Source organism: Streptococcus oralis (assembly GCF_024399415.1).
GTDB classification, from domain to species: Bacteria; Bacillota; Bacilli; order Lactobacillales; family Streptococcaceae; genus Streptococcus; species Streptococcus oralis_CS.
Genome location: NZ_CP029257.1, coordinates 427299 through 441588, shown reverse-complemented (window position 1 = coordinate 441588; position 14290 = coordinate 427299). Strand labels below are relative to the sequence as shown.

Below are 14290 nucleotides of genomic sequence, written 5' to 3'. Positions count from 1 at the left end.
GTGCAGTTCCTTATCCTTAGAAAGGAGGTGATCCAGCCGCACCTTCCGATACGGCTACCTTGTTACGACTTCACCCCAATCATCTATCCCACCTTAGGCGGCTGGCTCCTAAAAGGTTACCTCACCGACTTCGGGTGTTACAAACTCTCGTGGTGTGACGGGCGGTGTGTACAAGGCCCGGGAACGTATTCACCGCGGCGTGCTGATCCGCGATTACTAGCGATTCCGACTTCATGTAGGCGAGTTGCAGCCTACAATCCGAACTGAGACTGGCTTTAAGAGATTAGCTTGCCGTCACCGGCTTGCGACTCGTTGTACCAGCCATTGTAGCACGTGTGTAGCCCAGGTCATAAGGGGCATGATGATTTGACGTCATCCCCACCTTCCTCCGGTTTATTACCGGCAGTCTCGCTAGAGTGCCCAACTAAATGATGGCAACTAACAATAGGGGTTGCGCTCGTTGCGGGACTTAACCCAACATCTCACGACACGAGCTGACGACAACCATGCACCACCTGTCACCTCTGTCCCGAAGGAAAACTCTATCTCTAGAGCGGTCAGAGGGATGTCAAGACCTGGTAAGGTTCTTCGCGTTGCTTCGAATTAAACCACATGCTCCACCGCTTGTGCGGGCCCCCGTCAATTCCTTTGAGTTTCAACCTTGCGGTCGTACTCCCCAGGCGGAGTGCTTAATGCGTTAGCTGCGGCACTAAACCCCGGAAAGGGTCTAACACCTAGCACTCATCGTTTACGGCGTGGACTACCAGGGTATCTAATCCTGTTTGCTCCCCACGCTTTCGAGCCTCAGCGTCAGTTACAAGCCAGAGAGCCGCTTTCGCCACCGGTGTTCCTCCATATATCTACGCATTTCACCGCTACACATGGAATTCCACTCTCCCCTCTTGCACTCAAGTTAAACAGTTTCCAAAGCGTACTATGGTTAAGCCACAGCCTTTAACTTCAGACTTATCTAACCGCCTGCGCTCGCTTTACGCCCAATAAATCCGGACAACGCTCGGGACCTACGTATTACCGCGGCTGCTGGCACGTAGTTAGCCGTCCCTTTCTGGTAAGATACCGTCACAGTGTGAACTTTCCACTCTCACACTCATTCTTCTCTTACAACAGAGCTTTACGATCCGAAAACCTTCTTCACTCACGCGGCGTTGCTCGGTCAGACTTCCGTCCATTGCCGAAGATTCCCTACTGCTGCCTCCCGTAGGAGTCTGGGCCGTGTCTCAGTCCCAGTGTGGCCGATCACCCTCTCAGGTCGGCTATGTATCGTTGCCTTGGTGAGCCGTTACCTCACCAACTAGCTAATACAACGCAGGTCCATCTGGTAGTGATGCAATTGCACCTTTTAAGCAAATGTCATGCAACATCTACTCTTATGCGGTATTAGCTATCGTTTCCAATAGTTATCCCCCGCTACCAGGCAGGTTACCTACGCGTTACTCACCCGTTCGCAACTCATCCAGAGAAGCAAGCTCCTCCTTCAGCGTTCTACTTGCATGTATTAGGCACGCCGCCAGCGTTCGTCCTGAGCCAGGATCAAACTCTCATTAAAAGTTTGAGTTCTCACTCATTTCTGTCACTGACAGATTTATTGTTTTTTCATTGTTCAGTACTATAACTTCAGTTATAGTGCCCTGCACATTGGTTCGTCTTGTTCAGTTTTCAAAGGTCTTTGTCACTCATTCTCTCTCGAGCGACAACTATATTAGTATATCACAGCCACCTGTCTCTGTCAACAGATTTTTTAAACTTTTTTCAAGTTTTTTTAGCCGCAATACAACATAGTCCGTACGGGATTCGAACCCGTGTTACCGCCGTGAAAAGGCGGTGTCTTAACCCCTTGACCAACGGACCTGAGCTTTTCAACTCTTTCTATTATACCTACTTTTTTACCTTTGTCAAGGACTTTTTTCAGTGAAGTTAATTTTTTCTTTTCTTCACTAATTTAACCACTGCTTCTGTCCGTGCAGTGTGGGGAAACATATCGACCGACTGGATATACTGGAGATCATAGACTTTTACTAGTTTAACCAAATCTCGTGCCAAGGTTGAAACATTGCAGGATACATAGACCATTTTGTCTGGAACATAGGTCAGAATGGTTTCCAACAGCTTATCATCTAAGCCTGTACGAGGAGGGTCGACTATCAGGGCATCTGCTCGGTAGCCATCTTGATACCAGCGTGGAATAATCTCTTCTGCTGTCCCCGCTTCGTAATGGGTATTGTCAAACCCCATTTTTTGAGCATTTCGCTTGGCATCTTCAATAGCTTCCGGAATAATATCCATTCCTCTGAGACTCTTGACCTTCTTTGCGAAGGCAAATCCGATCGTCCCAACACCGCAATAGGCATCGATTAGATGGTCTTCTTTGCTGACATCCAGAGCCTTAATTGCTTCACTATAGAGAATTTCTGTCTGCTCCGGATTAAGTTGATAAAAAGCTCGGGGCGAGAGAGAAAACTCATAGTCGAGTACTCCTTCTTGAATGCTCTCTTGGCCCCAGATAATTTCCGTCTTTTCACCATAGATTTCACTTGTTTTTGCTGTATTTGTATTGACTGCAACTGTGACGACTTCTGGAAAATCCTTGACTAAGTCTTTGACCAGTTGATTTAAATTAAGCTGGCGATTTGTGACAATGATAATCTGAACTTGCCCCGTTTTTCTTGCTCTGCGTACCATGATGGTGCGAACGCCTATCTTTTTTCTCTCATCGGTGATGGGGATTTGGTGGTAAGTAAGAAGTTCAGCTAGGCGATTCGCAATCACTTGGGTTTCCTTATCTTGCACCAAACAGTCTTTCAACTCTACGAGATAATGAGAGTTTTGCACATACAAACCTGCCTTGACCTGATTTTTAAATTTCCGAGTCTGAAATTGAAGCTTAGCACGGTAGTACTTTGGTTCCTGCATTCCGATAGTTGGACGGATTTCATAGTTTTCATATCCTGCAGGAGCAAATTTTTTCAGGGCTTGATGGAGCAGATCCGTTTTGAACTCTAACTGTTTATCGTAGTGGAGGTGCATGATTTGGCAACCACCACATTCATTATAAATCGTACAAGCTGGCACGACTCGAAATTTAGACTTCTTATTAACCTTTAGTAATTTGGCTTCAACAAAGTTGCGTTTAATAGAAGTAATTTGACAATAGATGTCTTCTCCTTTGAGAGCGCCTGGCACAAAAACGAGGGTTTTCTGATAGAAACCGATTCCCTCACCATTAATGCCCATCCGCTTGATTTTTAAAGGTATTTTTTGTTTGACTTTCAGATTCATACCCCTATCTTATCACATTTTAGGGTATAATAGAACTATGAAAATCACAAAACTTGAAAAGAAAAAACTCCTCTACTTGATGGAGTTAGATGGACAGCAAACCTCTTATATCACGGAGGATACCATTGTCCGTTTTATGTTGTCTAAAGATAAGGTGGTTAGCACTGAAGAATTGACTGAGATTCAGGGCTTTGCTCAGTTTTCTTATGGTAAGAATCTCGCCCTCTATCATCTATCATTTAAGGCTCGTACTGAAAAAGAAGTGAGAGAGTATCTGAAAAAGTATGATATTGATGAAACAATCACTAGTCAAGTTATCGCTAATCTCAAAGAAGATAACTGGATTAATGATCGTCAGTATGCCTACTCTATCATCAATGCAAATCAACTTTCTGGAGATAAGGGACCCTATGTGCTAGCTCAAAAACTGTCTCAAAAAGGGATTGTCAAATCAACTATTGAAGATGTTTTAAAGGATTTTGATTTTTCAGAGGTTGCTCAACGTGTTGCAGAAAAACTGCTTAAAAAATACAATGGAAAGCTTCCTGCTCGTGCCTTGCAAGATAAGATCATTCAAAACTTAACGAACAAAGGCTTCTCCTATTCTGATGCTAAGAATGCCTTTGACGACTTGGACAGTCAAGTCGACCAAGAAACGACTCAAGAACTCATTTTTAAAGAGCTAGACAAACAATATGCTAAGTATGCTCGAAAGTATGAAGGATACGAACTTAAACAGCGTTTAACCCAAGTTTTAGCTCGAAAAGGCTATGATTTTTCGGATATAGCCAGCGCTCTCAGAGAATATCTTTAACATTTTCAGGTAAAATTCAAAAAAATTAGACCGATTTATGATATAATAGTAAACGATAAACTTATAAATTGTAGAAAGTTGGTTAGTTATGAAACTTCCAAAAGAAGGCGACTTTATTACAATTCAAAGTTATAAGCATGATGGAAGTCTCCACCGTACTTGGCGGGACACCATGGTACTAAAAACAACAGAGAACGCTATTATTGGCGTCAACGACCACACACTTGTTACCGAAAGTGACGGTCGTCGTTGGGTGACTCGAGAACCGGCTATTGTTTACTTTCACAAAAAATATTGGTTTAATATCATTGCCATGATTCGTGATAATGGGATTTCCTACTATTGCAATATGGCCAGCCCCTACTATCTAGATGAGGAAGCCCTGAAATACATTGATTATGATTTGGATGTCAAGGTTTTCACTGATGGTGAAAAGCGTCTCTTGGACGTTGAAGAATATGAACGCCATAAACGCAAAATGAAGTATTCTGATGATTTAGACTATATTTTGAAAGAGCATGTTAAAATCCTTGTTGATTGGATCAACAATGGGCGCGGTCCTTTCTCAGAGGCCTATGTCAACATTTGGTACAAACGCTACATAGAACTAAAGAATCGGTAAAGTTGTCAAACTGGGGTGAAAGCCCTGGTTTTTTATTTGAAAAACCCAGCTTTTCAGCTGGGTTGATTGCTATATATCTAATTTAGTAACAGTAAACTTGATGTGGGAATAGTCTTTTTCAACATCCTTATCCAACAAGAAAGCTGTGGCATCCTTCTTAACCTGAACAAGATCAATGTTCTGAGCTTGAGCTGCATAGACGCATCCACAATAACATTGACGATAGATATCATACTCCTCGCACATCTCCACCGAGCGCTTGTAGCCTTGATTTTTCTTGAAATCACTTGGAAGATAGTGGGTGGTATAAATCTTTTGTACATCGATTCCGATGCTGTTGATGGTTTGAGAATTCTTATGAGGACTGATGGTCAAAGCTGAACCAAAGTAGTCAAAGCCCAAGTCCATAGCCACTTGCGCCGTTTTATCCAGACGGTAGTCAAAACAAACCTTGCAACGATCCCCACCTTCGGGTTCTTCTTCCAGTCCTCTGACTAACTTCCGGTATTCATTGGGTTCGTAGGGCGCTTCTAAATACTGGACCGTATTTCCTGTTCGCTCATTGAAATCACTGACAAATTTCTTGGTGACGTAAGCTCGCTTGTGGTATTCTGCCTTAGGATGGATATTGGAATTGGCAAAATAGATGGTCACATCAGCGTACTTGGTCAGATACTCTAGGGTGTAGGTACTACAAGGAGCACAGCAAACATGCATGAGAATAGTTGGACGTTGCTCATTTTTCTCCCAAACCTGTACCATTTTCTGCATAACACGGTCATAATTAATCTTCTGATTGGGATTCATCTTGCTCAGAATTTCTTCTACATCGATCATGTTCTTCTCCTTTTTCTAGTCTTATTTTATCATATAAGTTAGGAGAGCTCAAATCAATTTTAGAAGAGAAAACCTTAAAAGGAGGGATGTTCTTCCCTCCTTTTGTGTTTTTTATAAGTTACTTTTACATCATGCCGCCCATCATGCTTGGATCCATTGCTGGAGCTGGGGCTGCTGGTTCCGGTTTATTGGCTACGACTGCTTCTGTTGTCAAAATCAAGCTGGCTACAGATGCTGCATTTTGAAGGGCTGAACGGCTCACTTTCACTGGGTCAATGATTCCTTCTTCAATCATGTTGACCCATTCGCCAGTTGCTGCGTTGAAGCCTGTACCAACTTCAGCATTTTTCAAACGGTCAATAACAATAGAACCTTCAAATCCTGCATTGTGAGCAATTTGACGAACAGGTTCTTCCAAGGCACGAAGAACAATATTGCGTCCTGTCGCTTCATCTCCTGTCAATTCCAAGGTAGCAACAGCTGGAATCACATTGACAAGAGCAGTTCCACCACCAGCAACGATTCCTTCTTCAACGGCTGCACGAGTAGCGTTGAGGGCATCTTCAATGCGGAGTTTCATTTCTTTCAACTCAGTTTCAGTTGCTGCACCGACCTTGATCACTGCGACACCACCTGACAATTTAGCCAAGCGTTCTTGGAGTTTTTCACGGTCGAATTCAGAAGTTGTGGTTTCGATTTGTGACTTGATAACTGCAACACGGTGAGAAATAGCTTCAGGATTTCCAGCACCTTCTACGATAACCGTGCTATCTTTGTCCACAGTTACTCTCGCTGCTTGACCAAGCGCCTCAATAGTAGCGTCCTTCAACTCAAGGCCAAGATCTTCTGTGATAACAGTTCCGCCTGTCAAGATAGCGATATCTTCAAGCATGGCTTTACGACGGTCACCGAAACCAGGAGCCTTAACAGCAACTACATTGAAAGTACCACGAATCTTATTCAATACTAGAGTTGGCAGAGCTTCGCCATCTACATCATCCGCAATAATCAAGAGTGGACGATTGCTTTGAAGAATACTTTCTAGAAGCGGCAAGATTTCTTGGATATTGGAAATCTTCTTGTCGGTAATCAAGATGTATGGATTTTCAAGGTCAGCCACCATCTTTTCGCTATCTGTCACCATGTACTGTGAAAGGTAACCACGATCAAACTGCATTCCTTCTACAACTTCAAGTTCTGTTTCCATCCCACGTGACTCTTCAATAGTGATGACTCCGTCTTTGCCCACTTTTTCCATGGCTTCAGAGATGTATTCGCCGACTTTTTCAGAACGAGAAGATACAGCGGCAACCTGAGCGATGGCTTCTTTATTAGCAACAGGGATGGCATTGTTTTTCAAGGCTTCTACAGCTGCGGAAACCGCTGCTTCAATCCCCCGACGGATACCGATTGGATTGGCACCTGCTGTGACGTTCTTGATTCCTTCACGGACGATAGCTTGGGTCAAGACAGTTGCAGTTGTTGTTCCGTCACCTGCAATATCATTGGTTTTTGAAGCGACTTCTGATACCAACTTGGCACCCATATTTTCAAAATGGTCTTCCAATTCGATTTCTTTGGCAATAGTCACACCGTCATTGGTAATCAATGGTGAGCCAAATGATTTTTCCAACACAACGTTACGACCTTTTGGTCCCAAGGTTACTTTAACAGTATCTGCAAGGATATCGACACCACGGACCATAGCTGAACGGGCATCTGATGAAAATTTAATTTCTTTTGACATACTTACTTTCTCCTTCTATTCTTCAATGATTGCCAAGATATTAGCTTCACCAACGATGATATACTTTTCATCTCCATCTTTGACATCAATACCTGCATGTGCTTCAACTAAGACACGGTCTCCAGCCTTAACGCTTGGAGCAACCAAGTCACCATTCAAGGTACGAACACCTTGTCCTGTAGCTATAACTTGGGCAGTTTTGGTTTTTTCTTGGGCTGAACCCGCAAGGACAAAGCCACCAACGGTTTGTTCTTTTTCTTCGATTTTCAAGACCACACGGTCTCCTAATGGTTTCAACATTTGCTTTCCTCCATGATGACATACATATTATTAGCACTCTTTATATCTGAGTGCTAAATCATAGTTCTATTGTATCACTTGGTCAGAAATAGTCAAGAAAAAAGTCTGACTTTCTCAAGATAAAAAAGCCTAAGATTGACTCAGGCTTTTCTATGCTTAAAATGGCAATTCCTCCTCTTCCAAAACCAAGTCTGCCAAATCCTGTCCAGCGTTATTTTCACGCATAGCACGTTGGGCGCGGCTTTCCAAAAGTTGGAATCCTGTGGCAAGAACTTCAGTCACATAGTTCATTTGACCATTTTTCTCAAAGCGACGGGTACGAAGTTCTCCATCCACAGAGATAAGACTACCTTTGGTTGCGTAGCTTGCCAAGGTTTCAGCCAATTTCCCCCAAAGAACAAGATTGACAAAGTCAGCTTCACGTTCCCCATTTTGGTCTTTGTAACGACGGTTCACAGCAATAGTTGCGCGAGCTACTGACTTGTCATTGTTGGTTTTGTGCAATTCTGGTGTAGACGTTAAACGTCCAATCAAGATAACTTTATTATACATATTTTCTTCCTCCTACTTATCTATTCGCAGGAAATCAAAAAAAGTTACAGAAACTTGTAACTTTTCGAAGAAATTTTTTATTTTTTATGCACCATGAAACCTGTCGCCTGTTGATTGGCCATAATGGTCATATCTGTAATCTGCACACGACGGGGATGACTGGTCACATAGACCACTGTATCTGCAATATCCTGAGCTTGCAAGGCCTCAATTCCCTGATAGACGGTTGCAGCACGCTCTTTGTCACCGTGGAAACGTACCGCAGAAAAATCTGTTTCGACAATTCCTGGCTGAATGGTAGTTACCTTGATATCCGTTGCGATGGTATCAATTCGCAGGCCATCTGAAAAAGTCTTAACAGCAGCCTTGGTGGCTGAGTAAACAGCTGCACCTGAATAGGCGTAGATTCCTGCGGTCGATCCCATGTTGATAATATGGCCTTGATTGGCTTTTACCATTGCTGGCAAGAAACAGCGAGTAACTGCCATCAAACCCTTGACGTTGGTATCCAACATAGTCAGCATATCCAATTCTTCATAGTCCTGATAGGGAGCCAAGCCTAGAGCCAGTCCGGCATTATTGACCAATATATCAATCTGCCCTATCGTTTCCAAAATATCGGAGCAGACAGTCTTGACCATAGTCATATCCGTCACATCCAGTGGAAAGGTCCAAACTGTTTGATTTGGAAAAGTTTCTGCAAACTCTGACTTGAGAGTCTCTAGTCTGTCTGTCCGTCGCCCTGTTAGAACGACATTCTCCCCCTGCTCTAGATAAGCACGCGCAATCGCTTCACCGATTCCTGAGGTCGCTCCTGTAATTACTACATTTTTTGCCATCTTATTTCCTTCTATCTGGTCTATCAAATACTGAAAATTTCCTAGGCCATCCAGTGCTTGGCTGGGTCAAATGGAGTTCCAACAACTTGGTCTTCTGATAATTCAATAACCCCACGTTTTTGCGGAGCATTTGGCAAATGCAATTCACGAGGGCTGCACATCATACCAAAACTCTTTTCACCACGAAGTTCGCCTGGGAAAATGAGATTTCCTTTGGGCATCATAGCTCCAGGAAGAGCTACAATGGTTTTCAGGCCAAGACGCGCATTGGGAGCCCCTGCAACGATTTGCACTGTCTTATCACTTGCGACTGCAACTTGGCAGATGTTGAGGTGGTCACTATCTGGATGGGCTACCATCTCGACAATCTCACCAACAACAAACTTAGGTTCTTTGTCATTGACAATTTCTTCTGTAAATCCTTCCGCCTGCAATTCTTGGTTCAAACGTGCTACTTGCTCATCTGTCAAAAAGACTTGACCGCGCTCTGCAATTGCAAACAAACTTGAAACTTCGAAAATATTCCAAGCTACTGTTTCCCCATTATCTTTGAGGAAAACACGGGCTACTTTGCCTTTGCGCTCCACGTCTAGTTTGGCATCTCCGCTGTTTTTCACGATGATCATAAGGACATCGCCAACATGCTCTTTATTATATGTAAAAATCATTCTTTCCTTTTCTCCTATTTCAGTTCTGCTAAAAAGTCGTTAATTTGTTGCTTGCTTTTACGGTCGCGATTGACAAATCGGCCGATTTCCTTGTCCTTTTCTAGCACAACAAGGCTAGGAATCCCGTACACATCCCAGAGTTTGGCTAGATCCATGTACTGGTCACGGTCCACTCGAATAAAGGTGAACTCTGGATTTGTCTCCTCAATCTCTGGCAAGGCAGGATAGATATAACGACAATCGCCACACCAGTCCGCCACAAAAAGGAAGACCTTCTTGCCATCTTGCTCGACAAAACCTGCTAGCTCTTCTATATTACTGGGAATAATCATAAGGCTTCCTCCTCATAGACTAGATCTTCATTTTCATAGACAAAGGTATAGTGACGACCATCCTCAAAAATGACTCCTCCGACCAGTCGCTCTAGGCTACTTTCGTAGACTTGAACATAGAGAGTCGCAATCTCACCCATATCTGAGAAAAGTTCGCGCACGATAGCGGTCAACTCTTCTTGAGTCTTCATGAGTTTGTGGTTATCTGCTGCTTTTTTAGCCCCTAAAGCAAGGGCACTTAGACCAGCCACAGTCAAGCCAGTCATCCATAATTTCTTAGCTTTCATACCATTCATTGTAACACAAAAAGGGCTCTAGGACAAATAGGGAAGCCGCAGAAAAGCAAGTAAAAAGCCCCTTCCTTAAAGGAAAAGGACTTCTTATACTCAAAGAACAAACTAGGAAACTAGCCGCAGGTTGCTCAAAACAGTGTTTTGAGGTTGTGGATAGAACTGACGAAGTCAGTAACCATACCTACAGTAAGGCGATGCTGACGTGGTTTGAAGAGATTTTCGAAGAGCATTATTCTTATTGCCAGGCACCTGAGTTGCCAACGTAGTAGCCATCTGGTGTGTAGGTATTGCGAAGCATCTTACCTGATGAAGCTAGATAATACCACTTACCATTGTCTTTGACCCAATCATTCGCAATCATGGCACCAGAAGAACTTACATAATACCATTCTTCCTTGTCAAAAATCCAAGTGCTTGCTTTCATAGAGCCTGAAGTTGATAAATAGTACCACTTGCCTTGGTCGTAAAGCCAATCATTAGCAATCATAGCTCCTGATGATTTAAAGGCATACCAGTTGCCACCTTGATAGAGCCAAGTTTGATTAAACATAATCCCTTTATCATTCATAAAGTACCAAGTTCCATTGTCTTTAACCCAAGCATTTTGAACTAGTTGGCCTTGTTTTTGATAGTACCAATTTTGGTCTGATTTTAGCCAGCTTTCTGCTTTTACAATCGGATAAAGTTCTCGGAAGGCTCCTCCTCCCTTGTAGGAATGACTGATCGATTCTGGTTTTGTAAGTTTTAACTCACCATTGTCATGGTCTTTCCAAGCATAAACTTTTTGACCATTGATAGTCTCTGGTAAGGTAGCAGTGTAGGTCTTGGTTTGATAGTCCCATTTTGTATCAAGGTAGGTGTAATGGTCTTTTGATTCTTCAATACGGTAGTAGCCACTTTTCTCACCATTATATACATCATCTACCACTTTAGAGGACCAGGTCTTTACTTCATTTCCACTCTTGGCCTCGACCTTGATATCTCCTCTATAGCCATAAGGTACGTAGAAATTTAGGTAACGCCCCTCTGTACCGACCATAGACTTGTCCTTTTCTTGGCCTAGGAAATTGACTGTCTGATCTTGACCATTGAGACTGACCATCCACTCGATTTTCTCAGTTTTTGGCAAATCCAAGACTTTGATATCTACTTCATGGCCATTATTAAATCGAAGAATTTTGCCATCTTGATACTTAACCCCACCCTTAATAACCCATTCTTCTTGCAATTCGAATGCTTTTCCTGAATGAGGGAAAGCCAGTAAAGCTAAACCTGTTAGAGACAAACAAAATAGTGTGATTTTTTTCATTGTATATCCTCCTTAGGAATTATTATATTAATTATATCACTATCTATTTTTTTTGCAAATCTTATCCTAAATATGCTAGAAGAAACCTCTGAGATTATTCTCAGAAATTAGAAGATAACTAGTTACTATTTTCAACTGCTGCAGTGACAAAGGCTGTGTAGAGTTCCTCTGGACGGTTTGGACGGCTGGAAAGTTCAGGGTGATACTGACACGCCACAAAGAATTTATTTTCAGGTAGCTCCACAATTTCTACCAAACGATTATCTGGAGAAACTCCTGAGAAGACAAAACCTGCTGCCTCAAACTGTCCACGAAAGGCGTTGTTAAACTCATAACGGTGACGGTGACGGCGTTGCACCACTTCTTGATTGTGATAAGCAGCTGCTGCCTTAGAGCCACGTTTTAACTTAGATGGATAAAGTCCCAAGCGAAGGGTTCCTCCCATATCCTCAACATCAACCTGATCACGCATGATATCAATGATAGGATATTTTGTTTCTGGTGCAAGTTCAGCAGAATTGGCACCTTCAAGACCCAAAACGTGACGAGCAAACTCGATACAAGTCAACTGCATTCCCAAGCAGACTCCCAACATTGGAACATCATTTTCACGCGCATAACGGATGGCTTGAATTTTCCCTTCCGTACCACGTTGACCGAAACCTCCTGGTACGATAATTCCGTCCGCATCAGACAAGAGTTCTGCCACATTCTCTGCTGTCACATCATTGGCATTGATCCAATTAATCTTCACTTCTGCGTCGTTGGCATACCCAGAGTGTTTCAAAGCTTCAACCACAGAGATGTAGGCATCTTGCAACTCCACATACTTACCAACGAGGGAGATCTTGACTTGTTTTTTCAGGTTCATGACCTTGTCCACCATGGCTGACCATTCTGTCATATCCGCTACTGGTGCGTCTAATTTCAAATGGTCACAGACAATTTGGTCCATGCCTTGCGCCTGTAAATTCAATGGAATTTGGTAAAGGTGTTCAACGTCCAACGATTCGATAACAGCTTCTGGAGCCACGTCACAAAACTGTGCTAGTTTATTTTTAATCCCTTGACCAGCTGGTTTTTCTGTACGAATGACCAACATATTTGGCTGGATTCCCAAACCACGCAATTCTTTTACAGAATGTTGAGTTGGCTTGGTCTTCATCTCACCAGCAGCCTTGAGGTAAGGAAGCAAGGTTGTATGGATGTACATGACGTTATCTGCACCCACATCTGCCTTCATCTGACGAAGGGCCTCTAGAAATGGCAAGGACTCGATATCCCCAACGGTTCCACCAACCTCTGTGATAATGACATCAGAGTCGGTCGTTACAGCGGCACGCTTGATTTTTTCCTTCAAAGCATCTGTGATATGAGGAATGACTTGGACAGTTGCCCCAAGGTACTCGCCACGGCGTTCTTTACGAAGAACTTCACTGTAAATTTTCCCAGTTGTCACGTTGGAATATTTGTTGAGATTGATATCGATGAAACGTTCATAGTGACCCAAGTCCAAATCGGTCTCAGCCCCATCATCTGTCACAAAGACTTCCCCATGCTGGTAAGGACTCATGGTTCCCGGATCGATATTGATATAAGGGTCAAACTTCTGAATAGTCACTTTTAGACCACGATTTTTCAAGAGACGACCCAGACTTGCTGCGACAATTCCTTTCCCAATAGACGACACCACACCACCAGTTACAAAAATATATTTCGTAGACATAGATTCCTCTTTCTAAAATGCTCAAGGCCTTGTTAACTACGAGGGGAGATAGAAAACAAGACCCTTATGAATAACGACTTTTCCAGAAAACTTCCTGAAAAATAAAAATAGCTCCCTAGTAACTAGGGAGCCCCGACCTCTAAAAGAGGTGCCCGAACAATATAATACCTCAAAGCAGAACATTTGTCAACCCGAAGTGGTAAAAGATGAAAAAAGGAGATTGTTTTCAGAAAACCAACTAAAGATCCGCATCCAAACGGATGACCTGCTCAAGCAACAAAAAAAGAGATCTTACGATCTCCTCTGTGAAGTCTTTTACTCTTCTTCACTCGTTTCAGCGTCATCGTCAGAAAACTCGTCGTCTTCTTCGTTGAGATCCACGTCTTCACCCAAGTCATCAGGAGCGATTTCGTTGATTTCTGCATCATAAGCTTCCACTTCATTTTTCTCATCATCTGGATTTTCATCATCGTATGAAAGAGCTGGATCAGCTTCGTATGCATCTTCGTCTTCTGGATCATCTGCGTTGTAGTCAATGGCATCTGAATCACCATCCATAAAGGCATTGACACGTTTTTTCTTAGCTTTTGGTGCTACTTCATCGTCGTCACTTTCTTCAAGAGCGATGATTTCTTCGTCGATTTCGTCTACACCATACCATGAACGAAGCCCCCATTTGTTGTCTCCGAGAGAGATGAAGCTACCGTCAAAGTTCAACTCTGTGTAGAACAAAGGCAAAGCTTCGCGGATATCGCTGTTTGATGTTCCAAGGTAGTTTTGAATTTCGTTTACAAGATCACTAAAATGCATCTCATGATCGCGACCACGAAGTTCCAAGATAGCACGCGCCACCTCAATCATAGATAGTTCACTTTTTTCTTGCCCAGCAAATACTTCTAATTCCAAAGCGTTTCTCCTCATTTATACTACTATCGCCAGAGCAAACAGACTCTG

At 43.0% G+C, this 14290-nt stretch carries 14 protein-coding genes, 1 tRNA gene and 1 rRNA gene; 2 read left to right on the top strand and 14 right to left on the bottom strand.

The genetic code is table 11. The annotated features are described in order from the left end of the window. Window positions 1–20: 20 nt before the first annotated feature. The 3 genes from DG474_RS02140 to rlmD all read right to left on the bottom strand — a co-directional run bounded on the left by DG474_RS02140 (window position 21) and on the right by rlmD (window position 3297). Window positions 21–1567, bottom strand: a 16S ribosomal RNA gene (locus DG474_RS02140). 230 nt (window positions 1568–1797) lie between these two features. Further along, window positions 1798–1869, bottom strand: a tRNA-Glu gene (locus DG474_RS02135). A gap of 66 nt (window positions 1870–1935) precedes the next feature. Beyond that, window positions 1936–3297, bottom strand: coding sequence for a 23S rRNA (uracil(1939)-C(5))-methyltransferase RlmD (gene rlmD / locus DG474_RS02130; protein ID WP_255778695.1), 1362 nt, complete (start codon window positions 3295–3297; stop codon window positions 1936–1938). A gap of 37 nt (window positions 3298–3334) precedes the next feature. Here rlmD and recX point away from each other — a divergent pair, with 37 nt between their 5' ends. Continuing rightward, window positions 3335–4111: a recombination regulator RecX gene (gene recX / locus DG474_RS02125; RefSeq protein WP_125391896.1), complete on the top strand. Its 777-nt coding sequence runs from the start codon at window positions 3335–3337 to the stop codon at window positions 4109–4111. An 88-nt stretch (window positions 4112–4199) separates the two neighbouring features. Continuing rightward, complete coding sequence (ntdP, locus tag DG474_RS02120) at window positions 4200–4733, top strand: nucleoside tri-diphosphate phosphatase (RefSeq protein WP_000775318.1); 534 nt, start codon at window positions 4200–4202, stop codon at window positions 4731–4733. Between the two features lie 69 nt (window positions 4734–4802). On the opposite strand, the gene DG474_RS02115 is transcribed toward ntdP, so the two are convergent. From DG474_RS02115 to rpoE, 11 genes are all read right to left on the bottom strand, one after another. Next, window positions 4803–5570, bottom strand: coding sequence for an epoxyqueuosine reductase QueH (locus tag DG474_RS02115; protein ID WP_000567567.1), 768 nt, complete (start codon window positions 5568–5570; stop codon window positions 4803–4805). 124 nt (window positions 5571–5694) lie between these two features. Further along, complete coding sequence (gene groL, locus DG474_RS02110; protein ID WP_255778694.1) at window positions 5695–7317, bottom strand: chaperonin GroEL; 1623 nt, start codon at window positions 7315–7317, stop codon at window positions 5695–5697. 15 nt (window positions 7318–7332) lie between these two features. Next, on the bottom strand, window positions 7333–7617 hold the full coding sequence (gene groES / locus DG474_RS02105) for a co-chaperone GroES (protein ID WP_000917317.1): 285 nt from the start codon (window positions 7615–7617) through the stop codon (window positions 7333–7335). 156 nt (window positions 7618–7773) lie between these two features. Then, window positions 7774–8169 carry a single-stranded DNA-binding protein gene (locus DG474_RS02100; RefSeq protein WP_000282436.1) on the bottom strand — a complete coding sequence of 132 codons (396 nt, stop codon included), beginning with the start codon at window positions 8167–8169 and terminating at the stop codon, window positions 7774–7776. 77 nt (window positions 8170–8246) lie between these two features. Next, window positions 8247–9008: an SDR family oxidoreductase gene (locus tag DG474_RS02095; RefSeq protein ID WP_255778693.1), complete on the bottom strand. Its 762-nt coding sequence runs from the start codon at window positions 9006–9008 to the stop codon at window positions 8247–8249. 41 nt (window positions 9009–9049) lie between these two features. After that, on the bottom strand, window positions 9050–9676 hold the full coding sequence (gene ytpR / locus DG474_RS02090) for a YtpR family tRNA-binding protein (RefSeq protein WP_255778692.1): 627 nt from the start codon (window positions 9674–9676) through the stop codon (window positions 9050–9052). A gap of 14 nt (window positions 9677–9690) precedes the next feature. Further along, window positions 9691–10008 (bottom strand): thioredoxin family protein, encoded by a 318-nt coding sequence (locus DG474_RS02085; RefSeq protein WP_000586556.1) that lies wholly within the window; start codon window positions 10006–10008, stop codon window positions 9691–9693. Next, window positions 10005–10304 (bottom strand): DUF4651 domain-containing protein, encoded by a 300-nt coding sequence (locus DG474_RS02080; RefSeq protein WP_002879788.1) that lies wholly within the window; start codon window positions 10302–10304, stop codon window positions 10005–10007. Before DG474_RS02080 ends, DG474_RS02085 begins: the two co-directional genes overlap by 4 nt. Window positions 10305–10536: 232 nt before the next feature. Further along, the gene (locus DG474_RS02075; RefSeq protein WP_255778691.1) at window positions 10537–11610 is read right to left on the bottom strand and encodes an N-acetylmuramoyl-L-alanine amidase family protein; all 1074 of its coding nucleotides are present in this window, start codon (window positions 11608–11610) and stop codon (window positions 10537–10539) included. A gap of 118 nt (window positions 11611–11728) precedes the next feature. Then, on the bottom strand, window positions 11729–13336 hold the full coding sequence (gene pyrG, locus DG474_RS02070; RefSeq protein WP_255778690.1) for a CTP synthase: 1608 nt from the start codon (window positions 13334–13336) through the stop codon (window positions 11729–11731). 315 nt (window positions 13337–13651) lie between these two features. Further along, window positions 13652–14242 carry a DNA-directed RNA polymerase subunit delta gene (gene rpoE, locus DG474_RS02065; protein WP_000418415.1) on the bottom strand — a complete coding sequence of 197 codons (591 nt, stop codon included), beginning with the start codon at window positions 14240–14242 and terminating at the stop codon, window positions 13652–13654. Window positions 14243–14290: the final 48 nt, after the last annotated feature.